The sequence below is a fragment of the Serratia microhaemolytica genome (assembly GCF_004011885.1).
Taxonomy (GTDB): domain Bacteria; phylum Pseudomonadota; class Gammaproteobacteria; order Enterobacterales; family Enterobacteriaceae; genus Serratia_G; species Serratia_G microhaemolytica.
The window spans coordinates 20,403-43,115 of the sequence record NZ_SBEF01000018.1; the positions used below are offsets into that span (position 1 = coordinate 20,403).

Annotated in this window: 19 protein-coding genes and 1 tRNA gene; 10 read left to right on the forward strand and 10 right to left on the reverse strand. The window is 47.3% G+C overall.

The window, feature by feature from the left end; genetic code table 11:
* The first annotated feature begins 200 nt into the window (after nt 1-200).
* From pepT to ptsG, 3 genes are all read left to right on the forward strand, one after another.
* Nucleotides 201-1,436: a peptidase T gene (gene pepT, locus EOJ37_RS07760; protein ID WP_127959362.1), complete on the forward strand. Its 1,236-nt coding sequence runs from the start codon at nt 201-203 to the stop codon at nt 1,434-1,436.
* 210 nt (nt 1,437-1,646) lie between these two features.
* Nucleotides 1,647-2,105: a macrodomain Ter protein MatP gene (gene matP / locus EOJ37_RS07765; RefSeq protein ID WP_127959363.1), complete on the forward strand. Its 459-nt coding sequence runs from the start codon at nt 1,647-1,649 to the stop codon at nt 2,103-2,105.
* A 1,019-nt stretch (nt 2,106-3,124) separates the two neighbouring features.
* A complete protein-coding gene (ptsG, locus tag EOJ37_RS07770; RefSeq protein ID WP_127959364.1) occupies nt 3,125-4,561 on the forward strand; it encodes a PTS glucose transporter subunit IIBC in 1,437 nt (478 codons plus the stop codon).
* A gap of 218 nt (nt 4,562-4,779) precedes the next feature.
* Here ptsG and EOJ37_RS07775 read toward each other — a convergent pair whose 3' ends face one another.
* From EOJ37_RS07775 to EOJ37_RS07790, 5 genes are all read right to left on the reverse strand, one after another.
* Nucleotides 4,780-5,076 (reverse strand): hypothetical protein, encoded by a 297-nt coding sequence (locus EOJ37_RS07775; protein WP_127959365.1) that lies wholly within the window; start codon nt 5,074-5,076, stop codon nt 4,780-4,782.
* A gap of 458 nt (nt 5,077-5,534) precedes the next feature.
* Nucleotides 5,535-5,813, reverse strand: a complete 279-nt coding sequence (locus EOJ37_RS07780; protein WP_127959366.1) for a hypothetical protein — start codon at nt 5,811-5,813, stop codon at nt 5,535-5,537.
* Between the two features lie 147 nt (nt 5,814-5,960).
* A complete protein-coding gene (locus EOJ37_RS07785; protein ID WP_127959367.1) occupies nt 5,961-7,238 on the reverse strand; it encodes a YeaH/YhbH family protein in 1,278 nt (425 codons plus the stop codon).
* A complete protein-coding gene (locus EOJ37_RS14965; RefSeq protein ID WP_276318275.1) occupies nt 7,222-7,350 on the reverse strand; it encodes a hypothetical protein in 129 nt (42 codons plus the stop codon). The genes EOJ37_RS07785 and EOJ37_RS14965 overlap by 17 nt, the downstream gene beginning before the upstream one ends.
* Nucleotides 7,347-9,281, reverse strand: a complete 1,935-nt coding sequence (locus EOJ37_RS07790) for a PrkA family serine protein kinase (RefSeq protein WP_127959368.1) — start codon at nt 9,279-9,281, stop codon at nt 7,347-7,349. The genes EOJ37_RS14965 and EOJ37_RS07790 overlap by 4 nt, the downstream gene beginning before the upstream one ends.
* Nucleotides 9,282-9,769: 488 nt before the next feature.
* Between EOJ37_RS07790 and EOJ37_RS07795 the strand changes: the two genes are divergently transcribed.
* Nucleotides 9,770-10,465: a MipA/OmpV family protein gene (locus tag EOJ37_RS07795; RefSeq protein WP_127959400.1), complete on the forward strand. Its 696-nt coding sequence runs from the start codon at nt 9,770-9,772 to the stop codon at nt 10,463-10,465.
* Nucleotides 10,466-10,529: 64 nt separating this feature from the next.
* On the opposite strand, the gene EOJ37_RS07800 is transcribed toward EOJ37_RS07795, so the two are convergent.
* Together EOJ37_RS07800 and gapA are read right to left on the reverse strand one after the other, a co-directional pair.
* Entirely contained in the window at nt 10,530-11,411 is an 882-nt protein-coding gene (locus EOJ37_RS07800) for a D-hexose-6-phosphate mutarotase (protein ID WP_127959369.1), read from the reverse strand.
* Nucleotides 11,412-11,776: 365 nt separating this feature from the next.
* Nucleotides 11,777-12,772 carry a glyceraldehyde-3-phosphate dehydrogenase gene (gapA, locus tag EOJ37_RS07805; protein ID WP_162473668.1) on the reverse strand — a complete coding sequence of 332 codons (996 nt, stop codon included), beginning with the start codon at nt 12,770-12,772 and terminating at the stop codon, nt 11,777-11,779.
* Between the two features lie 227 nt (nt 12,773-12,999).
* On the opposite strand from gapA, the gene msrB reads away from it, so the two are divergent.
* The 4 genes from msrB to htpX all read left to right on the forward strand — a co-directional run bounded on the left by msrB (nt 13,000) and on the right by htpX (nt 15,197).
* Nucleotides 13,000-13,413 carry a peptide-methionine (R)-S-oxide reductase MsrB gene (gene msrB / locus EOJ37_RS07810; protein WP_127959371.1) on the forward strand — a complete coding sequence of 138 codons (414 nt, stop codon included), beginning with the start codon at nt 13,000-13,002 and terminating at the stop codon, nt 13,411-13,413.
* 17 nt (nt 13,414-13,430) lie between these two features.
* Nucleotides 13,431-13,703, forward strand: coding sequence for a YeaC family protein (locus EOJ37_RS07815; protein WP_127959372.1), 273 nt, complete (start codon nt 13,431-13,433; stop codon nt 13,701-13,703).
* Between the two features lie 163 nt (nt 13,704-13,866).
* Nucleotides 13,867-13,956, forward strand: a tRNA-Ser gene (locus EOJ37_RS07820).
* Between the two features lie 359 nt (nt 13,957-14,315).
* On the forward strand, nt 14,316-15,197 hold the full coding sequence (htpX, locus tag EOJ37_RS07825; RefSeq protein WP_127959373.1) for a protease HtpX: 882 nt from the start codon (nt 14,316-14,318) through the stop codon (nt 15,195-15,197).
* A gap of 75 nt (nt 15,198-15,272) precedes the next feature.
* On the opposite strand, the gene EOJ37_RS07830 is transcribed toward htpX, so the two are convergent.
* From EOJ37_RS07830 to ydiK, 3 genes are all read right to left on the reverse strand, one after another.
* Entirely contained in the window at nt 15,273-16,667 is a 1,395-nt protein-coding gene (locus EOJ37_RS07830) for an L-cystine transporter (protein ID WP_127959374.1), read from the reverse strand.
* A 224-nt stretch (nt 16,668-16,891) separates the two neighbouring features.
* Nucleotides 16,892-17,713 carry a posphoenolpyruvate synthetase regulatory kinase/phosphorylase PpsR gene (ppsR, locus tag EOJ37_RS07835; protein WP_127959375.1) on the reverse strand — a complete coding sequence of 274 codons (822 nt, stop codon included), beginning with the start codon at nt 17,711-17,713 and terminating at the stop codon, nt 16,892-16,894.
* Nucleotides 17,714-17,769: 56 nt separating this feature from the next.
* Nucleotides 17,770-18,849, reverse strand: a complete 1,080-nt coding sequence (ydiK, locus tag EOJ37_RS07840) for an AI-2E family transporter YdiK (protein WP_127959376.1) — start codon at nt 18,847-18,849, stop codon at nt 17,770-17,772.
* A gap of 358 nt (nt 18,850-19,207) precedes the next feature.
* Here ydiK and ydiJ point away from each other — a divergent pair, with 358 nt between their 5' ends.
* The gene (ydiJ, locus tag EOJ37_RS07845; protein ID WP_127959377.1) at nt 19,208-22,261 is read left to right on the forward strand and encodes a D-2-hydroxyglutarate dehydrogenase YdiJ; all 3,054 of its coding nucleotides are present in this window, start codon (nt 19,208-19,210) and stop codon (nt 22,259-22,261) included.
* Nucleotides 22,262-22,317: 56 nt separating this feature from the next.
* Nucleotides 22,318-22,674 (forward strand): hotdog fold thioesterase, encoded by a 357-nt coding sequence (locus EOJ37_RS07850; protein ID WP_162473669.1) that lies wholly within the window; start codon nt 22,318-22,320, stop codon nt 22,672-22,674.
* The last annotated feature ends 39 nt before the right edge of the window (nt 22,675-22,713 follow it).

Consider the following 22,713-nt stretch of genomic DNA (forward strand, 5'->3'; position numbering starts at 1 on the left):
CTGCCTTATTCCTGAATGTTGTTCGAAATACTTACTGAGTAGTGTCTATGCTGTAGTTACGGTATGTTCGTCGTTAGGCAAACCATCTACCTCAATGATAGTTAGCAGATAGCACTCTAAATTTGGTTATTAATGATGTGACGCAAGATTTGATCCGAATCGGTTCCGCATAATTAGCAGTCGAATATCGGGGGGGAGTTATGGATAAATTACTTGAACGTTTCTTTAACTATGTGGCTTTTGACACGCAGTCGAGAGTGAATGTTAAACAGGTACCAAGTAGTGAGGGGCAGCTAAGGCTGGCGCGTTTTTTACAAAAAGAGATGATGGCACTGGGATTTGAGCAGGTGACGCTCAGTGATCGTGGTTGTTTGATGGCAACCTTGCCGGCTAATGTTAGCTGGCCAGTGCCGGTGATCGGTTTTATTGCTCATCTTGATACCGCTCCAGATTTTTCTGGTAAGCAGGTATCACCACAATTGATTGAAAATTATCGCGGTGGTGATATTGCATTAGGGCCAGGTGATGAGGTGCTATCTCCAGTCACGTTTCCAATTTTGCATCAAATGCTGGGAAAAACGTTGATTACTGCCAGTGGTAAAACGCTACTGGGCGCTGATGATAAAGCGGGCATTGCCGAGATTGTCACTGCGATGGTACGGCTGCAGCAGCAACAGGTACCTCATGGCGAAATTCGCGTGGCGTTTACCCCCGATGAAGAGGTTGGTAAAGGCGCGCACTATTTTGATTTGCAGATGTTCGATGCACAATGGGCCTATACCGTTGATGGTGGTGGTGTCGGTGAATTGGAGTGTGAAAACTTTAATGCTGCTTCTGTCACTGTGAAAATTGTCGGTAATAACGTGCATCCTGGCAGCGCCAAGGGAGTGATGGTGAATGCCTTGTCGTTGGCGACACGCTTTCATCAGATGTTACCGGCAGAGGAGACACCGGAACAGACCGAAGGCTATCAGGGCTTTTACCATCTTGACTGCATTAAGGGGAGTGTTGAGTCTGCACAGATGCACTATCTGATCCGCGATTTTGAACAGCAGGGTTTTGAGACACGCAAGCGCCGGATGATCGACATTGCTGAGAAGCTGGGGCGTGGCTTGCCACGTGAATGCTATATTGAGTTGGCGATGGAGGATAGTTATTACAATATGCGCGAGCAGGTGGCTGAATATCCACATGTGGTGGAGATAGCTCAACAGGCGATGCGTGATTGCGATATTGAACCGATCAATAAGCCGATCAGGGGCGGTACTGATGGAGCACAGCTCTCTTTTAAAGGGCTACCATGTCCTAATTTGTTTACTGGAGGATATAACTTTCATGGTAAACATGAGTTTATCTCGTTAGAGGGTATGGAACAGGCGGTGGCAGTGATTATGAGGATTGCTGCGCTGACGGCAGAACGGGCAAAGATAGCATGAGATCCTTTGCCAGCATCGAGGCAGTGATGCTAATGCGCTAAGCGCATTTGACGGATGGCATGGTCGCGTCAGGTTGCCGAGAAGTTGCCAACAGTGACTTGATGTGGTTTTAGTTATCGGGGGATATCAGTAAATCTGGTATGCTCTTCGCGCGGTTGTGGTGAGGTGTCAGTATCCAGCTAACGTTATCCCGTTATAGAAGAGTTCATAATGAAATATCAACAGCTAGAAAATTTGGAGAGCGGCTGGAAGTGGCAATACCTGGTAAAGAAACATCGAGAAGGGGAGCCAATCACCCGGTATCTTGAAAAGAGCGCAGCAGAGGCAGTGATTGCACAACTATTAACATTGGAAAATGAACCGGTGAAGGTATTGGACTGGATCAAACAGCATATGGCTCCAGCGCTCGATAACCGGATGAAGCAGACTATTCGTGCGCGTCGTAAGCGCCATTTTAATGCTGAACATCAGCATACCCGTAAGAAGTCGATTGATTTGGAGTTTTTGGTTTGGCAACGTTTGGCCGCATTGGCACATCGGCGTGGGAGTACCTTGTCCGAGACCGTGGTTCAATTGATCGAAGATGCTGAGCACAAAGAGAAATATGCTAGTCAGATGTCATTGCTGAAACAGGATCTCTCTGCCATTTTAGGTAAAGATAAAAGCTGAGAGTTGTCAGCAGGCTATTTTCCCCCACATCGTTTACTCTCTCGTCCGTACAGATTATTCCCACCGTTATGTTGTGTTGCTCAACTCGGGGTTAACTGGGTAGAGGACAACAATCCCGCTACATCACACTTAATGAGCGCACAGGTTCAAGTGCTAAAACGCGAAAATTGTCTACCCTTAATTTTATGCATGCGATTGAGCCATGTTGGCGAGCGGGATAATTGTGTCATTGTTTTCGGACTGAGAACGCGTTGCCAGCCTGAAAAGTACTTGTGACTCCTATAACAATCAATCAGTGCGTGTCAGCGATCGGATCGGATTATTGATGGTGAGTGATGAGTGACTGGGCAGATGAATGGTTCGTTCGGTGTATTGTTTAGGGTGACAGTGAATAGTAGCAGCTAGCGCTATTCTCGGTTGCGGTTATAGCGACCTTACTGCGAATAGCGATCTGTAGCGGGCAAAAGGGATGTCGTGTCCACGGGTGATTGATTAGCAAGATTGCATTGAAAACGATGGCTATTTTTTCAGTTTTTCCGGTGATACACTCTGTCGCTTTGGTGAGTGGGTCACATTTTTTTACGCTTTTTTGTTGATGTCCGCGCTTGGCAAATATCACTCGCGCGGTGGTTGATGTTTTGTACTTTAATCAACAAACAGAACAGGCTATTGCCGGATCTGTGTTCAAGCTGTTTCCGGTTGCTGTGTTGAAACCGATGGGATGTGCAGCTTGATATCATTAGAAAGTGAGCAGATTGAGGTGAGTTGTGTTATATGACAATAGGTCATCCAGTGAATTAACACAGCTTGATAGTTTTGCCATAGTAGAATAAATGAGCTTAACTTCTGATTTTTGCAGTTGTTGAAACGTGACAGCAATCAAACATTGTTCGAGCTATTTATTTTACCCTGTGTAAAAATACAAAGGGAGATTCAGGCAGCTTGAAACGCTCCCCTCTGGCGAGTTTCGTCGCTTGCTGGAAGCAGCAAAGCTTTATCACTTAGGAGTAGATTCGATTATGTTTAAGAATGCATTTGCAAACCTGCAAAAAGTGGGCAAATCGCTCATGTTGCCGGTTTCCGTGTTGCCTGTAGCAGGTATCCTGCTCGGTGTCGGTTCCGCCAACTTTACTTGGCTGCCAGCGGTTGTTTCTCATGTTATGGCGCAAGCGGGCGGTTCAGTGTTCGCCAATATGCCATTGATTTTTGCCATCGGTGTTGCATTAGGTTTCACCAATAATGATGGTGTGTCAGCTTTGGCTGCGGTCGTCACTTACGGCATTATGGTGAAGACCACTTCGGTTGTAGCACCGCTGGTGTTGGGGATATCGCCGGAGGAGATAGCCGACCAGCATTTGGCTGATACCGGTGTGCTAGGGGGGATTATTGCGGGTGCAATAGCCGCTTATATGTTTAACCGCTTCTTCCGTATCCAACTGCCAGAGTATCTGGGCTTCTTTGCCGGTAAACGTTTTGTACCGATTATTTCAGGTGTCGCGGCAATTCTGGTCGGGGTAGCATTAGCCTTTATCTGGCCACCAATTGGTGCAGCGATCCAGAAGTTTTCGCAGTGGGCGGCTTATCAGAATCCGGTGCTGGCGTTTGGGATCTACGGTGTGGTTGAACGTAGTTTGGTACCGTTTGGTTTGCACCATATCTGGAATGTGCCTTTCCAGATCCAGATTGGTGAATTTACCGATGCAGCAGGGCAGGTATTCCGAGGTGATATCCCGCGCTACATTGCCGGTGACCCAACTGCGGGTAAATTGGCGGGTGGCTTCCTGTTCAAAATGTACGGCCTGCCTGCGGCAGCAATAGCGATTTGGCACTCTGCAAAACCAGAGAATCGTGCCAAAGTGGGCGGCATCATGCTTTCAGCAGCATTGACTTCGTTCCTGACCGGTATTACTGAACCGATCGAATTTTCGTTCATGTTTGTTGCGCCAATCTTGTATGTGATCCACGCTATCTTGGCCGGTTTGGCATTCCCAATCTGTATCCTGCTGGATATGCGTAATGGCACCAGTTTCTCACATGGCCTGATTGATTTTATTATCCTAAGTGGTAATAGCTCTAATATCTGGATGTTCCCGATAGTGGGTGTGGCTTATGGCTTGCTTTACTATGTGATTTTCCGCGTATTGATCACGAAGCTGGATCTGAAGACGCCTGGCCGTGAAGAGAACACCGAAGAGGTACAAGCTCAGAGTCGTTCTGAAATGTCAGCGGCATTGGTGGCAGCATTTGGTGGCAGAGAGAACATCACCAATTTAGATGCTTGTATTACCCGTCTGCGCGTTAGCGTTGTTAGTGTCACGAAGGTCAATCAGGATGCGCTGAAGAAGCTGGGCGCCGCTGGTGTGGTGGTGGTCGGTTCTGGTGTTCAGGCTATCTTTGGTACCAAATCGGATAACCTGAAAACCGATATGGATGAGTACCTGCGTAGCCACGGCTAATATTTTCTAATCACTGGCTGATAGTTGTCGGCACCCCAGGGCACCGGCGCCTGGGGTGAAGATTCGCTAGAATTTTTTATTTTTATATCAGTGAGTTTAATTTTTTCTTAGCCACACAGCAGTCGGTATAAAAAAGCCCAGCACCCTATGCTGGGCTTTTCATTCGATAAGTTCCATCATTCTGCGCTCTTTCGTTATTGTTTGGCCACATGCTATCTCTATTCTGCTGATTTTTTATCAAGTAATTTGCTGTCAGATGATCCAGTGCTGCTCTTTTCCCCCTTGTGTTGGTTGTTCGTGGCGTTTTTTTGTTCTAAGTTAGGCAGTTTCGCTGAGATGTTCTTTCGTTGATTTTGTTTTTCTTCCTCTGCAAGTTTCGCTACTAGTGCTTTTCCTCTTTCACTCTCTGGATCCAGAACTTCCGCGGTGATGTAAATGACTGCTGAATTTGCAATAGCGACAACAGGAGAAAACGCTAAAGCAGAGATAAGTAGTAGTTGGGCAAGTTTTAACATAGTGACCTCTCGTTATATAGATAATGCTTGCATTTATAAGATTAGCTACTACGAGCGCTTTCACAAACTGCGGATATTGCGGTTTGTGTCAGTCATTAATGGTTAGTGAGGGGCGGATTGGTGAGCAAGGTTTCAATAATAAAACTTATAACTCCTTGATGTTACTTAAAGTTATTCTAAATGTAATGAAAAAGTAAAATAATGGAAATTCTCTTATCCTTAACGATGGGTTTTGAATCATGCTCAAACGGCATAACGTTAATTATCTGTATAGCTACATCTTTTTCTTAGAAAAAAGCAAAACCCGTCACCAGTAGTAAAAAGCGTCATTTTGGTGACAAAGTTACAGCTAGCAAATATTTTTCAGTAAAAGTCAAACTTGGTGTGGCTGATGATAGCCCACCAAGAAGAGTACCTAACAGTTTGTTCGGGCGATCAGTAATATCACACTCATGGTGTTACTGCTGCAATTTTTTACTCGCTGCCTCGGCGGCTAGTGACTTTTGATAAGCATCTTTGGAGCTTTGGACCGCTTGCTCTGCATCTTTGTTGGCAGGGTTAGCTTTCTTATGATGCTTGCTGGCATCTTTGTGATGCTTGGCTGCTTTCTTGTGATATTTAGCTGCCGCTTCATGTTTCTCTGCCGCTTCTTTATGAATTGCCACGCTGTCCACTGCTGAAACAGTGAAGGCAGTAACACTGAGTGTGATGGCGGATAACAACAGTGCTTTTTTCAACATGGAAATACCTTTCTATCAAGTTGGTTAATTGGGCTTTAGTAATAAAACTAGTCAATGATGGCGTAGTTGCAAGTTATTTTTTATGGTTGATTAGGCTCACTCTCTTTGTTCATCATTCTGTTCTACGGCGGATTTATGCCAGTGTTATCCGCGCTGAGCGGTTTGTTTATGAAACAATGTTCTAAACGCTGGGTAAATGTCTGCGGGTTCTCGAATATGTTGCATGGCGAAGTTTTCAAATTTGGCTTGCAGACTTTCATATTCGCGCCACAACGTTTGATGCGCACGATGCGTGATCTCAATATAACTGTAGTAACGCGTAAGCGGCAAAATAGTTTTGCTTAGTAGCTCATAGCACAAGGGTGAATCATCGGCCCAGTTGTCACCATCAGACGCTTGGGCAGCGTAGATGTTCCAACGAACCGGATCGTAACGTTGAGCGATAATTTCACTCATCAACTTTAGTGCACTAGAGACAATGGTGCCGCCAGTCTCCTGTGAGTAGAAAAACTCCTGTTCATCGACTTCTTTAGCCTGAGTGTGGTGACGGATGTAGACGACTTCAACATTCTTGTAGGTTCGGCTCAGAAATAGGTAGAGCAGAATATAAAAACGCTTTGCCATATCTTTGGTTGGTTGATCCATCGAACCAGAGACATCCATCAGGCAGAACATCACCGCTTGGCTTGAGGGTTCAGGACGGCGATCATAGTTTTTGTAGCGTAGATCAAAGGTGTCGATAAATGGCACCTGGGCAATTTTTTTACGTAATTCGGCAATTTCCTTGCGTAGTTGCTTCTCTTCTAGTAACTGTGCCGGTTCACTGTTTTCCAATAGTGTGAGTTCATCTTCAAGTTGATGTAGCAGGCGGCGCTTTTCTCCGGTCATTGCGGTACGGCGAGCTAATGAGTTCTGTAATGACCGAATCACACTGATATTAGCCGGAATACCATAAGTGCTATAACCGGCGCGGTGTGTTTTGAATTCGGTCATCTGTTGATACTCGGTTTTTTTCAGATTGGGTAGCGCTAAATCTTCAAACAGCAGATCCAGATATTCGTCTTTGGAGATCTGAAAGATGAATTCGTCTTTTCCCTCACCATCTTGGCTGGCACTACCTTGACCACTTCCCTCACCACCTGAGCCTTGTGGGCGGTCGATACGATCACGAGGTACAAACTGATCATTGCCTGGATGAACACGGTGATGTCGACCACCAGCGCCTTGATGGAACATCGGTTCACTAATATCACCATTAGCAATTGAAATAGATTCGCCACTATCAACATCTGTCACTGAGCGCTTGTTGATGGCGTCAGAAATTGAGCGTTTGATCTGCGATTTGTAACGGCGCAAAAAACGCTGGCGGTTGACCATGCTTTTGTTTTTGCCATTCAGTCGACGATCAATAAAATGTGCCATATCCTTCCCCCGATAACGTTGCCAATGGTTTAGCAGCCTGTTGCCAGTTGATCAGCAACTGAAAAGCGCCCTGGTAACAGGGCGTCAGTGAGTTTTCCAACACGATGATCATGAAGACTTTCTTACGCGCAGATACCATTCGCACAGTAGACGAACCTGTTTACGAGTGTATCCTTTCTCCATCATCCGATAGACAAAGTCATCATGCTTCTTCTGCTCTTCGGTAGAGGTTTTCGCATTGAAAGAGATGACTGGCAGTAGTTCTTCAGTATTGGAGAACATTTTCTTTTCGATTACCGTGCGCAGTTTTTCATAACTGGTCCAGTTTGGATTGCGGCCGTTGTTGTTAGCACGAGCACGTAGCACGAAGTTGACAATTTCATTGCGGAAATCTTTGGGATTGCTGATGCCCGCAGGTTTCTCAATCTTCTCTAACTCGGCATTTAACGCTTCGCGATCAAAGAGCTGTCCAGTATCAGGATCACGATACTCTTGATCCTGGATCCAGAAGTCGGCATAGGTGACGTAGCGATCAAAAATGTTCTGTCCATATTCAGAGTAGGACTCAAGATAGGCAGTCTGGATCTCTTTGCCAATAAATTCAGCATATTTCGGGATCAGATATCCTTTGAGATACTCGAGATATTTTTCTGCTATCTCTTTCGGGAACTGTTCACGCTCAATCTGCTGCTCCAGCACATAGAACAGATGAACCGGGTTAGCAGCAATTTCAGTGTGGTCAAAGTTGAAAACACGCGACAGGATCTTAAAAGCAAAGCGTGTCGACAGGCCACTCATACCTTCATCAACACCGGCATAGTCGCGATACTCTTGGTACGATTTTGCCTTGGGATCGATGTCTTTCAGACTTTCCCCATCGTAGACGCGCATTTTTGAGTAGATGCTTGAGTTTTCAGGCTCTTTTAGCCGTGAAAGGATCACGAAGCGTGCCAAAGTATCCAGCGTGCCGGGTGCTTTTGGCGCTTGGCTCAATTCACTGTGGTTAAGTAGTTTGTCGTAAATTTTCGTCTCTTCGGAAATACGCAGGCAGTAGGGGACTTTGACGATGTAAACACGATCGAGAAAAGCCTCATTGTTTTTGTTATTACGGAATGTCACCCACTCTGATTCGTTCGAGTGCGCCAGAATGATGCCGCTAAATGGTAATGCAGAGATCCCTTCAGTACCGTTATAGTTGCCTTCTTGGGTTGCGGTTAACAGTGGATGGAGCACCTTGATTGGCGCTTTGAACATTTCGACAAATTCCATCATCCCTTGGTTGGCACGGCAGAGCGAACCCGAGTAGCCATAGGCGTCGGGATCATTTTGTGCGTGCTTTTCCAACTTACGAATGTCAACTTTACCAACCAGGGTCGAAATATCTTGGTTGTTTTCATCACCCGGCTCTGTTTTGGCAATCGCGATCTGCTCCAGTATCGATGGGTGGATTTTTATTACTTTGAATTTGGAGATATCGCCACCAAATTCATGCAGTCGCTTGGCCGCCCAAGGAGACATAATGGTGCCAAGATAACGCGCCGGAATGTTGTACTCTTGCGCAAGAATACGGCCATCCTCCTGTGGATTAAACAGACACAATGGATGATCGTTAACCGGGCTACGTTCGCCGTTAGCGCTTAAGGTATAAATTGGAACTAACTGCATCAGCGCTTTCAGGCGTTCGGCAAGTGAGGATTTACCACCACCGACCGGCCCAAGCAGATACAGGATCTGTTTTCTCTCTTCCAGACCTTGTGCGGCATGTTTCAAATAAGAGACTATCTGTTCGATAGCCTCTTCCATACCATAGAACTCCTCAAATGCGGGATAACGCGCGATCACTCGGTTAGAGAATAGGCGAGAGAGACGCGGTTCGAGCGCGGTATTTTCCATAACGGGGTCGCCGATGGCCATTAGCAAACGTTCCGCTGCATTGGCGTAGGCACTGCGATCCTGGCGACAGATAGTAAGAAACTCCTGCAGTGTAAACTCTTCCTCCTTGGCTGCGTCGTAGCGGTGGCGATAGTGGTCAAATATATTCATGTCGATGCCCGTCTTTTCGTTACTAGCACAGGTTGAAAAATGATCTGGCGTTTATGTTTTGATCCCCAAAAGTGACAGGTCATGCCGAAGCGCAGTAAGAGTACCGTCAACTCGATAGGCCATTAATGGCGAGCTGTTTATTCTGGCTACTGGACTAAGCATAAATTCACCTTCTGGGTTAATCTTAGTTAGGCGCAGGAAAATTGCCTGTAGACAATGGTTCGTTAACTTCGTGTAGTGTCCGAGTAGTAATAGATGGCTAACGGGTTTATTTGCAGCGATTTTCAAAAATCTGAACCAGAGCAACGCAGGGGGTTGATTTTTTCTTGCTCAATCACTTACTGACACTGTTTTTTATTGTAAATTTCTGCTACAAAAACGCCGCTTGGCGTGAGCTATTTCATTAATCTTTATTGGATTTATGGGGAACGCCCGTGAAGATATCTCAGTTTAATGCACTGCCAGTGATAGTTTCCTCGTTGCTAATTATGCAGGGTGCCGAGGCCGGACAATGGTCAATCGGTGTGTCGGCACTGGTGACACCAAAGCCTTATCGTGGTTATCAAAATCGTGTTTTTCCTATGCCGGTTGTGAACTATGTCAGTGATGACTTCCATTTTCATACCCTGCTGGTCGGTTACAATTTATGGCGTACTCAGCAGAATCAGTTGAGTGTCATAGCGCTCTATTCACCACTGAATTTTAAACCGCAAGAAAGCGATGACCAGCGCATGAAGTTGTTAGATAGACGTCGTAGTACCGTTATGGCGGGTTTCTCTTATGCACATCATGCCGCATGGGGCAGTCTGCGTAGTACCTTGACTGTGGATACACTAAGGCAGAGTACCGGATGGGTCGGCGATATTGCCTATATTCGGCGCTATCAATCTGGTGCCTGGATGGTTGTGCCCGGTATTGGCGTGAACTGGAACAGTGCTAATCAGAACCAGTATTACTTTGGAGTGGCTCATCACGAAGCACGCCGCAGTGGATTTGCAGCTTACAAACCCAGTGATAGTTGGTCGCCTTATGCAGAAGTGATGATCAATTACCGTATCAATGCCAATTGGGCTGCATTCTTTACTGGGCGTTATACCCGTTTGGCAAGTGAAATCAAAAATAGCCCAATGGTTGATCACACCTTCTCGGGTATGCTGTGGACCGGGATAACCTATCACTTTTAGTTTATGGTATGTCGAAAGTCGCCGCATCCACTCACTGAACACACCAAGTTGATGCGGCAGTCGACTAGGTTGGTGGTATTTTCTGCGTGCAGATATTTACCGCTAGATGTGCTGGTTGGCTATCATCGGCAATCAATGGGGTGTTTATACGGGCTGTTTCAACACACACCATTTGATTAAAACCATCATTTGTCATGTCGGCCATGTGCTCAGCTAACTCTGCACCCGGGTTCCAGACGACCACATCACTCATCTGCTGGTGATGGATTTCAATATTGCGCCGTAATGAGGGATCGTTGATCACTGTGGCTGTGTTGGCCTGAGTATAAATACGATCAATTCGCCCCTTAATTGTTAATTCCCCATGTTGTGCTTTTAATGTCCCTTGCGCCAGTTGATCAATAAACTGGTTGCCTAAACCGGCAAGGGTGATCTGCTCAATTGCCCCGATGCGAAAATAGCTGTGTAGCGCAGCATAGGCGTGATAGTTGCCTTGTGACGCTAACTTGATGCTGCATTGTTCACTGAAAGTAAAATCGGCCAGCAGCGTGAAACTGTGCGGCCAATACTCTCGGGTTTGCGCATTATCTTGCAACATCAAAGTGAGTGAAACCTGGTCACTGTCTTCGTCATGAGAGATAAGTTGCCAAGTCGAGGTACGCGCGAAGCCATGTTGCGGTTGTTGGGCTGGGCCAAACCACGGCCAACAGATTGGTATCCCGCCTCGGATAGCGACACCGTGTTTGAACACTGATTTTTCGCTTAACCAGATCACATCCTGTTGCCCTGAAGGTTGCCAACTGAGTAAATGAGCCCCTTGCAGTGCAATAGCAGCACGGAATTTAGCATGTGAAATCACTAGGATTGGCAACTCATCTTGCTGAGACAAGGAGATCACCGGAGTGAGTTGTTGCAGAACAGGTAAGTTGAAGATTTTATTATTCATATGGTTACCTTTTATGGATGGACCGGCCTGGAGCTGGCACAGTTTAAATCAACGGCTAAATAGAGTGGAAAAAATATGCTGCTGTCAGCAGTGAATCGCCCAGAGCTATGCCAGTTCCCCTTCCTGTGCTCGAAATGCTCAGTGGTTGTCGGTTGCTAGTAGTTTTGACGAGCGGTCGGTGTCTAACCTGGTAATGAAAATGATAACAATGATGGCTGTTGCAGTTGACGGGGAATGCTGAATTGCGGTTGGCAGTACGCGCGGGTTACAAAAAAATGGGGCAGAAGAACTACCCCATTTTCTCTGGTAGTGGCAGCGTTGTTTACGTTGCTGTACCAGACGGTGTGCTGTTACCAGCTAGCTGATTACTTGGCAATGTGAGCAACTAAATCAAGAACTTTATGCGAATAACCGGTTTCATTATCGTACCAAGAGACCAGTTTGACAAAGTTATCGTTTAGCGCGATGCCGGCTTTGGCATCAAACACTGAAGTGAGTTTTTCACCGTTAAAATCGGTAGAAACCACTTCATCTTCGGTGTAACCAAGAACACCTTTCAGCTCGCCTTCAGCCGCTGCTTTAATTGCAGCACAGATCTCTTTGTAGCTAGCCGGTTTTGCCAAACGTGCAGTCAAATCGACCACAGAAACATTCGGGGTTGGTACGCGGAAAGCCATACCGGTCAGTTTGCCGTTCAGTTCAGGAATAACTTTACCAACGGCTTTAGCTGCACCGGTGGAAGATGGAATAATGTTTTGTGCCGCACCGCGACCACCACGCCAATCTTTTTGTGATGGACCATCAACGGTTTTTTGTGTTGCTGTGGTGGCGTGAACGGTTGTCATCAGGCCTTCAACAATACCGAACTTGTCGTTGATCACTTTTGCCAGAGGTGCCAAGCAGTTGGTGGTGCAAGAGGCGTTAGAGACGATGTCCTGCCCAGCATAGCTGTTATGGTTTACACCCATCACGAACATTGGTGTGTCATCTTTAGATGGACCAGTCAGTACCACTTTTTTGGCGCCTGCCGCGATGTGTTTGCGTGCAGTTTCGTCGGTCAAGAACAGACCGGTAGCTTCAGCGACAATATCGACCCCTACTTCATTCCATTTCAAGTTTGCTGGATCACGCTCTGAGGTACAACGGATAGTTTTGCCATTGACAACCAGATGCCCATTTTGCACTTCAACCTTACCATTGAAGCGGCCGTGGGTTGAGTCGTACTTCAGCATATAAGCCATGTAATCAGCATCTAATAGATCGTTGATTGCCACGATCTCGATGTCAGAACGCTCCTGAGCAGCACGGAAAACAATGCGACCGATACGGCCAAAACCGTTGATACCTACTTTGATAGTCATATATTCCACCAGCTATTTTGTTAGTGAATAAAAAGGTTGGGCGTAAAATTACAAAAACCTTGTCATGCGTCAAGCGGAATCGTGTCAAGAGTTGCGACAAATCAAATCGTAGCCTAGGCGGTGCGACTGCTTTTCACGTCTCATTTACACTTGACGCAACAATCATAACATGGGTAACTTGATCCTGTACCCTTAATTACCCGATCTTGCTTTGAGGAGGCGAACAGATGGCTAACCAACCAAACGGTGACATCTCACTGGCAGCATTGAGCGAAATTCAGCATTATGTGACGCAAGATGGCGGTACCGAAGCACCATTTTCGGGTAAGTTGCTGCACAACCAGCGTGAGGGGGTCTATCATTGTCTCTGCTGCCGTGCTCCATTGTTTTATTCTGAAAACAAATATGATGCAGGTTGTGGTTGGCCAAGCTTTTATCAGTCAGTTTCTGAGCATGCCATTCATTATCTTGAAGATTATTCGCATAATATGCGACGTATCGAGATCCGTTGTGGAAGCTGTGATGCACATTTGGGGCACCTGTTCCCCGATGGCCCGGAACCGACCGGAGAGCGCTATTGCGTCAATTCAGCGGCGTTAAGCTTTGTGGATAGTGAAACGGGCGAACAGATAGCAGGTTAAGAACATAGGATAACAATATGCAAGTCACAGAGTTGATTGCCTCAATGACACCAGAAATCTATCAGCGCTTGGCACGGGCGGTTGAGTTAGGTAAGTGGGGTGATGGTGTTGCATTAACCGCAGAACAGAAAGAGAGTTGCCTGCAAGCGGTAATGCTCTGGCAGGCAATGCATAATACTGACGCACAACATATGACGATTAATACTGATGGCGAACTGGTGCTGAAAAGTAAACAAGAGTTAAAACAGCAGTTTGTAGAACCATCTGCCATTCCAGTAAAAACGCTTTAACGGGTTTGTCTCTCGCCAGCAGACAGCAGTCGCTCCGGATAGGCCAGTTTGTTGCTGGTTGTGATGCAAGCAACCGAGTGGTCGAGAGCAAAAATAGACTTGACCACTCAATGAGCTCTCTCTATAGTAGCGCCGCAGTGAGCACAGTGACGTGCTGCTAAGCGGTGAGATGTCCGAGTGGCTGAAGGAGCACGCCTGGAAAGTGTGTATACGCGAAAGTGTATCGAGGGTTCGAATCCCTCTCTCACCGCCAGCTTCAAGCAATGTCCTACTATTTATTCTTCTTAACCTGCTGTTCTCTCTGTTATCCTGGTCAAGTTCACTCTGTTTGTCACGTTGTCCCTTATTGTTCACTTCAGCATCGACTGCAACACTTTAGGTATATAATTTGTAGAGCGCTATATGCTAGGCTCGGTGCTGGCCTCTTTTAGCCAGAAAACTCAATAGTCATCGCTCGTTATCTGATTAACGGTGAAGAAGGGTGACAGTTTGGTAAAGTTATCTATGGTTAGTGGAAGATACTGCTGAATGACTTGAAAAACTGACAAATACCCATACCATCAGGGTATCTGCACATTGTGTTGTTAACATTTATGAGGAAGTAAACATTCTATGATGCGTATAGCTCTATTCCTGCTCACTAACTTGGCAGTGATGTTGGTTTTCGGGCTGGTACTCAGCCTGACGGGGATCCAGTCACGTAGTGTGCAAGGTTTGATGATCATGGCCGCACTGTTTGGCTTCGGTGGTGCTTTTGTTTCATTGCTGCTGTCTAAATGGATGGCATTGCGTTCGGTGGGTGGAGAAGTGATCGAAAATCCACGCAATGAGACGGAGCGTTGGCTATTAGAAACTGTGCGTCGCCAGTCACAACAAGTCGGCATCACTATGCCTCAAGTGGCAATCTATCATGCACCTGATATTAATGCTTTTGCTACTGGAGCGCGTCGCAATGCTTCACTGGTTGCTGTGAGTACCGGTTTACTGCAAAACATGAGTCGTGATGAAGCTGAAGCGGTGATCGCCCATGAAATCAGCCATGTTGCTAATGGTGATATGGTAACCATGACCCTGCTACAGGGCGTACTTAACACCTTTGTTATTTTCATTTCGCGTATTCTTGCCCAAGCAGCTTCTGCGTTCCTGAGCAACCGTGATGGTGAGGGCGAAGGAAGTGGTGGCAACCCGATGATCTACTTTGCCATATCGATGGTGCTGGAGTTGGTGTTCGGTATTTTGGCCAGCATTATTACCATGTGGTTCTCGCGTTATCGTGAGTTTCATGCTGATGCCGGTTCCGCTAAGCTGGTGGGGCGTGAAAAAATGATCGCCGCACTACAGCGGCTGAAGACCAGCTATGAGCCACAAGAAGCGGGCAGCATGATGGCGTTTTGTATTAACGGTAAAGGCAAGTCATTCAGCGAGCTGTTTCTGACACACCCACCGTTGGACAAACGCATCGCGGCACTGCGTTCTGGTGAGTACTTAAAGTAGTCGCTATCACATCAAACAGGCATCGACAATCAGTCGTCGATGCCTATACCTATAAGCAATCAAGTTATCGCCAGGTTATGAGTGATGAGTCAGTTGGTGCTCTTGGTCGCTATTCATAATCTGCTTGTCGGTCTGCCTCATCAGTTGACTGGTGATGGTTCCGGCGGTCATCGAACCACTTACATTCAGTGCAGTTCGCCCCATATCAATCAGCGGCTCGACTGAAATTAATAACGCCACCAGTGTCACCGGTAACCCCATCGCGGGAAGAACGATCAGTGCTGCGAAAGTTGCACCGCCACCGACACCGGCAACACCGGCGGAACTAATAGTGACAATCCCGGCCAACGTTGCAATCCAAACCGGATCAAGCGGGTTAATACCCACTGTTGGTGCCAGCATCACTGCGAGCATCGCTGGATAGAGCCCAGCACATCCATTTTGACCGATAGTTGCACCAAACGAGGCAGAAAAGCTGGCGATCGACTCAGGGACACCAAGACGACGCGTCTGCGCTTCAATATTAAGTGGGATGGTGGCAGCACTGGAACGGCTGGTAAAAGCGAAAGTCAGTACTGGCCAGATTTTACGGAAGAATTTGAGAGGGTTTACTCCACTAACGCTGAGTAACAGGCCATGAACAACGAACATCAACGCCAAGCCAAGGTAAGAGGCAACAACAAAACTGCCTAATTTCGCGATTTCGTGAATGTTGGAACTGGCGACGACTTTGGTCATTAATGCCATGACACCATAAGGTGTGAGTTTCATTACCAAACGCACCAGCTTCATCACCCATGCTTGCAGGGTATCAATCGCAGCGAGCACGCGTTCGCCTTTGGGTTGATCATCTTTCAACAGTTGTAACGCGGCAATACCAAGAAAAGTGGCAAAAATCACCACACTGATGATTGAGGTTGGTTTGGCTCCGGTCAGATCAGCAAAAGGATTTTTCGGTACAAACGACAAAATCAGTTGTGGTATGTTGAGATTGGCAACTTTGTCGACGTAGTTATTGTTAATCGCTGAGAGGCGTGCAGTTTCTTGGCTTCCTTGCACCAGGCCGTCGGCGGTCAGGCCGAACAGATTGGTAACTAAGACACCGACTAACACCGCAATGAAGGTGGTAAATAACAGTGTGCCGAGTGTCAGTAGGCTGATGGTGCCGAGGGAAGAGGCGTTGTGCAGTTTAGCGACAGAACTCAAAATAGAGGCAAAGATCAATGGCATGATGATCATTTGTAGCAGTTGTACATAGCCATTGCCGACGATGTTAAACCAACCTATCGATTCCTTTAACACAGGGTTTTCTGCGCCGTAGATCAACTGTAGTAGTGAACCAAACACCACACCCAGTATCAGCCCAGCTAACACTTTTTTTGCCAGACTCCACTGCTTGTGGCGAGTTTGTGCCAACAGTAGTAGCAAAGCAGTAAAAACCAGCACGTTCAATACGAGCGGTAAATTCATCCCGGTCTCTCCAATTCTCTTTTTTATTCATGAGGTTATTGATGCAGTGACGTGCAACAACTCGAGCATCGTAACAGTTTGACGATAGGCTTGGTTATATGGAAATCGAATTATATATAATTTTTTATGCGAAATGGATCTTTCCCGTCACTGTGTGAGACTGCGCACGTGAACAGACGTGATCAGTGCTGTGTCTTCCTTTCGTGCGCAGAGGGCGATATTTTTTAGAACATTCTTCTGCTCATGCCTAGAATGTCCAAGATTTTAGTCGATATTTCCTCTACTGAGTAGTTGGTGGTGTTGAGATAGCGGATCTGATGGCGACGAAATAGTGCTTCTACTTCTGAGATCTCCATGCGGCATTGGCGTGCTGAGGCATAACGGCTGTTTTCTCGCCGTTCTTCCCGGATAGCGATCAATCGTTCTGGATCGATGGTTAGGCCAAATAGCTTATGCTGGAATGGTTTTAATGCTGCCGGCAAGCAGAGATTATCCATGTCATCGGCGGTAAACGGGTAGTTGGCAGCACAGATACCGAATTGCATCGCCAAATAGAGGCTGGTCGGCGTTTTGCCACAACGAGAGACCCCTAGTAGGATCACCTGTGCTTGCTCCAGATTACGTAGTGAAATGCCATCATCATGTGCCAAGGTGTATTCAATCGCCGCGATACGAGCGTCATATTTGCTTAAGTTGCTTTCTGTCAGGCCGTGAGTGCGGTTTGCTACTGCGATCGGATTGATGCCCAGCTCCGACTGTAGCGGTGCGACGAGTGCCTGTACAATATCTTGGCAAAATCCTTTGCTCTGTATGATGATCTGCCGAACTTCTGTCGAGATGATCGAGTAAAAAACCAGAGGGCGAGTACCGGTCTGTTGGTAAATATCATCAATCTGTTTGCAAACTTCGTGCGCGCGCGCTGGTGTTTCGACAAATGGCAAGGTGTAAGTAGTGGTATGGATAGGAAATTGTGATAGCACGGCATGACCTAATGCTTCTGCGGTGATTGCAGTACCATCCGAGATATAAAAAACACTTCGCTCCATAACGACTCCTTGGTCAGATTTTTTGTTAACGATGTATCCCATGAGGGCGACTTTAGTCAGTCGCCATTTTGATGGTCATTTGGCTTGGGAACTTCGTCAATCCAGGCGCTGATCAGGCGGTAGGAAACGGCTAGGACCACTGGGCCAATAAATAATCCAATCATGCCGAAAGCCAGTAGCCCTCCAATCACACCAGACAGTACCAGGAAGAGCGGTAAGTCGGCACCCATACGAATTAATACTGGGCGCAAAAAGTTATCGAGCGTGCCAACCAAGCAACTCCATACCAACAGCACGGTACCCCATGTGGTATCACCGCTCCAATAGAGCCAGAGGATGGCAGGGATCAGAATCAGCAGAGGGCCGAGTTGTGCTAGGCAGCAGATAAACATCAGTACGGTAAGCAGCGTTGCAGCAGGAATTCCGACTACCGCCAAGCCAATACCACCAAGTACCGATTGCACCAGCGCAGTGACCACAACACCTAGCGCTACCGCTCGGATGGCTTGGCCAGCGAGCAGCACTGCAGCGTCACCTCTGCTATTAGCAAGGCGCACCGCAAAATGGCGGATCGCCAGACTCACCTGTTCGCCACGGGCATAGAGTAGCACGCTGAACAGTAGCATCAGAATACAGTGAACTAAAAAGCGCCCCAGTTGAGCGGCTTGTGAGAACATCCAACTGACGGTTTTACCAATATAAGGCTGGACTTTTGCCAGCAGGGTAGAAGTATTAGTGCTGATCAACTGGTGGTAGTTGCTATAGATACTGTCACCTATCATCGGAATTGCTTTTAACCAGGCCAGCTCGGGGATTGCTACTTTGCCTGGGGTATTGAACCAACTGACAACGGCGGCACTATTGTCGACCATGCTATTGATTAACAATGTGATTGGGAAAATGAACACCACAATCAGCAATAAGATCATCACGAACACGGCCAATGAACGGCGCCCCCATAACAGGCGTTCGATTTTGATCAATAACGGCCAACTGGCGATGACTACCATGCCAGCCCAGGCAAAACCAAGAATGAATGGTTGAATAACCCAGAAACTGGTAATGCACATTGCGGCGATAAACAGCACAGCAAAAATAATGGTTGGCAAATCGTATCGGCGTGATGGTTGTATCATGAGTACGCTTGATCCTGTGTCGGAAAAATCCGCTATGTTCTGATTGATCCAGTTGTAACTTGTTGTGAATGCTATTGTGGCAATTTTCTTGGTTAATCGCACGCGTTGTTAGCAACTCACCGGCAGAAAATGATAATTCTAGCCCAGGCTGCCTTAGTGAAACGAAATGTGTTAGCGTTTAGTGCGCAAAGCCGATTGCCGATCAACCGCCGCGCGTTTTCTCCGCTGGCAGGTAGGCGAATAGCGGTGAGGAGGCGCGATGCATTTATCCTTAAGTGAGAAGCAGTGAGAATACGGATGGTCTGGTTGCAGACCTCAATTGTCGATCTAAAAACAGAGAAGAAGAGTCATAACGTCCATGATCCCACAAATTCGTCAGGCTCCGGGCCTTGCTCAACCGGTGTTAGATTTTTTGTCCTTGCTCAAACAGAGTGGCTTTGTGGGGGATGTCGCCACCCGCTATGCGGATAGACTGAGTATGGCGACCGACAACAGCGTCTACCAGCTTTTGCCTGATGCGGTGGTTTTTCCCCGTTCAACAGCTGATGTGGTGTTACTGACTCGTTTAGCCCAGCAGGCTGATTTTCAGGCATTGACTTTCAGCCCACGAGGTGGCGGTACCGGTACTAATGGTCAGTCGCTAAACTGTGGCATTGTGGTGGATATGTCGCGTTACATGAACCAGATCCTAGAAATCAATCTGGAACAGGGCTGGGTGCGGGTGGAAGCTGGCGTGATTAAAGATCAGCTCAATCAATATTTGCAGCCATTTGGTTACTTCTTCTCACCAGAGCTTTCGACCAGCAACCGAGCCACGATTGGCGGCATGATTAATACCGACGCCTCTGGCCAGGGTTCTCTGGTTTACGGCAAAACCTCCGATCATGTTATTGCGTTGCGAGCGGTGTTACTGGGTGGCGATATCATTGATACCCGCGCGATGCCAACTGCACTGGCAGAGACGATCGCGACAGAACAGACACGCGAAGGCAACATCTACCAGCAAGTGCTGAACCGTTGTCGTGTACAGCGCGCATTGATCCTAGAAAAGTTTCCTAAGCTTAACCGTTTTCTGACGGGTTATGATCTACGCCATGTGTTCAGTGATGATTTGCAGACATTTAATTTAAGTCGCATTTTGACCGGTTCTGAGGGTACCTTAGCTTTTATCACCGAGGCTACGCTGAATATTACGCCACTGCCGAAAGTGCGCTGCTTGGTGAACGTTAAATATGATTCTTTCGATTCTGCATTACGTAATGCGCCGCTGATGTTGGCAGCGAAAGCACTCTCGGTCGAAACGGTTGACTCAAAAGTCTTAAACCTGGCGCGTGAAGATATCGTTTGGCATTCCGTGCGTGATCTTATTACTGATGTGCCGGAGAAGGAGATGTTGGGGCTAAACATTGTTGAGTTTGCCGGCTCGGATCAGATATTGATTAACCAGCAGCTCACTGCACTTTGCCAGCAGTTGGATCAATTAATGACCAGCCAACAGGCTGGAGTGATTGGCTACCAAGTTTGTGATGATCTTGCCAGTGTCGAACGTATCTACAACATGCGCAAGAAAGCAGTTGGTCTACTAGGTAACGCCAAAGGTGCTGCTAAGCCACTGCCATTTGTTGAGGATACCTGTGTTCCGCCACAGCATCTGGCCGATTATATTGCTGAATTCCGTCAGTTGCTTGATAGTCACAACTTAAGTTATGGCATGTTTGGCCATGTCGATGCGGGTGTGCTGCATGTTCGTCCTGCGCTAGATATGTGTGATCCACAACAGGAGATATTGTTAAAGCAACTCTCTGACCAGGTGGTCGCGCTCACGGCAAAATATGGTGGGTTATTGTGGGGTGAACACGGTAAAGGGTTTCGGGCAGAGTATAGCCCGGCATTTTTTGGCGATACGCTTTACCAGGAACTGCGGGTGATCAAGGCGGCGTTTGATCCCCTTAACCGCCTCAACCCAGGAAAAATTTGCCCACCTGCGACTATGGATGGGCAGATGATGACGGTCGATGCCGTGAAACGTGGCAGCTTTGATCGCCAAATCCCGCTAGCAGTACGCACCTCCTACCGGGGCGCGTTAGAGTGCAATGGCAATGGGCTCTGTTTCAATTTTGATCTGCGCAGCCCGATGTGCCCCTCAATGAAAGTGACCGCAAACCGCATTCATTCGCCAAAGGGGCGTGCAACATTGGTACGTGAGTGGTTGAGATTACTGGCTGAGCAGGGGGTCGATCCGTTATTGTTAGAAAAACAGTTGGCCAAGCCCAAAGTGAGTCTACGCGCGTTGTTGGAGAAAACGGGCAATAGTTGGCGGGCGATGAAAGGGGAATATGATTTTTCTCATGAAGTGAAAGAGGCAATGTCAGGTTGCTTGGCTTGTAAAGCCTGTGCAACACAGTGTCCAATCAAAATTGACGTGCCCGCGTTTCGTGCCCGTTTCTTACAGCTCTATCACACACGTTATTTACGTCCAGTACGTGATCATATTGTTGCCAGTGTCGAAAGCTATACGCCATTAATGGCGAAAGCACCACGGCTGTTTAATTTCTTCCTACAGCAGCCCTGGCTACAACAACTGAGCAAAGCGACCATTGGCATGGTTGATTTGCCAACACTTTCTTATCCGACATTGCGCCAACAACTGGCTGGGCATAGTGCGGCGAATATGACGCTGGAGCAGTTGGAGGCATTGACTGATAACGAACGGAAACAGCGGGTGCTGGTGGTACAAGATCCGTTTACCAGCTATTACGATGCCCAAGTGGTGGCAGACTTTATCCGCTTAGTAGAACGGCTGGGCTACCAACCTGTGCTGTTACCATTCTCACCCAATGGCAAAGCACAGCACGTCAAAGGCTTTCTGGCACGCTTCGCCAAAACGGCAAAGAAAACAAGTGAATTACTCAATCGCGTCGCCAGGCTTAATATGCCGATGGTAGGGGTCGATCCGGCATTGGTATTATGTTATCGCGATGAATATAAACAAGTTTTGCCTGAGCAGAGTAACCAGTTCCAGGTACAATTGGTACATGAGTGGTTACAGCCGCTGTTGTCGGGAACGCAGCAACCGCTAACTGAGGAGTGCTGGTATCTATTAGGGCACTGTACCGAAACTACGGCACTGCCGAACAGCTCGGCACAATGGCAGGCAATTTTCGCCCACTTTGGTGTCAAGCTAGTCAATGTAAACGTGGGTTGCTGTGGTATGGCGGGAACTTATGGACACGAAACAGTGAATGTAGAAAACTCGCGTGCTATTTATGCCCTCTCTTGGCAGCAGGTATTACAGAAGTTGCCGGCACAGCGCTGTCTGACTAGCGGCTACTCATGTCGTAGCCAAGTGAAGCGTATTGAAGGGCACGGCTTACGCCATCCACTACAGGCATTACTGGAGATAGTGCAGTGAATATCTGGAAGCGAGAGATCACGCTGGAAAAACTTAACCAAATTGGTGATGGTTGTATGATTAGCCATGTTGGTATTGAGTTCACTCACATTACCGCAGAGTCTCTGGAGGCAGTGATGCCGGTTGATCAGCGAACAACCCAACCGTTTGGTTTATTGCATGGTGGTGCATCGGTGGTACTTGCTGAATCGATGGGATCGATTGCCGGTTACCTCTGCACGGAAGGTAACCAGAAGGTGGTCGGTTTGGAAATTAACGCAAATCACATGCGAGCCGTATTGGGGGGACAGGTAAGAGGCGTTTGCCGGGCACTGCATGTTGGGCGTCATAACCAAGTATGGCAGATAGAAATTTTTGATGATCGGCAACGGCTATGCTCTATTTCACGTTTAACGACTGCGGTGTTGGGGTAGCTCAAAAATAAAAAAACGGCGCATAGAATGCGCCGTTTT

Bases quoted from the DNA above. Each gene is read 5' to 3' on its own strand.
- pepT (WP_127959362.1), top strand. From the start codon at position 201: ATGGATAAATTACTTGAACGTTTCTTTAACTATGTGGCTTTTGACACG.
- matP (WP_127959363.1), top strand. From the start codon at position 1,647: ATGAAATATCAACAGCTAGAAAATTTGGAGAGCGGCTGGAAGTGGCAA.
- ptsG (WP_127959364.1), top strand. From the start codon at position 3,125: ATGTTTAAGAATGCATTTGCAAACCTGCAAAAAGTGGGCAAATCGCTC.
- EOJ37_RS07775 (WP_127959365.1), bottom strand. From the start codon at position 5,076: ATGTTAAAACTTGCCCAACTACTACTTATCTCTGCTTTAGCGTTTTCT.
- EOJ37_RS07785 (WP_127959367.1), bottom strand. From the start codon at position 7,238: ATGGCACATTTTATTGATCGTCGACTGAATGGCAAAAACAAAAGCATG.
- EOJ37_RS14965 (WP_276318275.1), bottom strand. From the start codon at position 7,350: ATGATCATCGTGTTGGAAAACTCACTGACGCCCTGTTACCAGGGCGCT.
- EOJ37_RS07790 (WP_127959368.1), bottom strand. From the start codon at position 9,281: ATGAATATATTTGACCACTATCGCCACCGCTACGACGCAGCCAAGGAG.
- EOJ37_RS07795 (WP_127959400.1), top strand. From the start codon at position 9,770: ATGCAGGGTGCCGAGGCCGGACAATGGTCAATCGGTGTGTCGGCACTG.
- EOJ37_RS07800 (WP_127959369.1), bottom strand. From the start codon at position 11,411: ATGAATAATAAAATCTTCAACTTACCTGTTCTGCAACAACTCACTCCG.
- gapA (WP_162473668.1), bottom strand. From the start codon at position 12,772: ATGACTATCAAAGTAGGTATCAACGGTTTTGGCCGTATCGGTCGCATT.
- msrB (WP_127959371.1), top strand. From the start codon at position 13,000: ATGGCTAACCAACCAAACGGTGACATCTCACTGGCAGCATTGAGCGAA.
- EOJ37_RS07815 (WP_127959372.1), top strand. From the start codon at position 13,431: ATGCAAGTCACAGAGTTGATTGCCTCAATGACACCAGAAATCTATCAG.
- htpX (WP_127959373.1), top strand. From the start codon at position 14,316: ATGATGCGTATAGCTCTATTCCTGCTCACTAACTTGGCAGTGATGTTG.
- EOJ37_RS07830 (WP_127959374.1), bottom strand. From the start codon at position 16,667: ATGAATTTACCGCTCGTATTGAACGTGCTGGTTTTTACTGCTTTGCTA.
- ppsR (WP_127959375.1), bottom strand. From the start codon at position 17,713: ATGGAGCGAAGTGTTTTTTATATCTCGGATGGTACTGCAATCACCGCA.
- ydiK (WP_127959376.1), bottom strand. From the start codon at position 18,849: ATGATACAACCATCACGCCGATACGATTTGCCAACCATTATTTTTGCT.
- ydiJ (WP_127959377.1), top strand. From the start codon at position 19,208: ATGATCCCACAAATTCGTCAGGCTCCGGGCCTTGCTCAACCGGTGTTA.
- EOJ37_RS07850 (WP_162473669.1), top strand. From the start codon at position 22,318: ATGATTAGCCATGTTGGTATTGAGTTCACTCACATTACCGCAGAGTCT.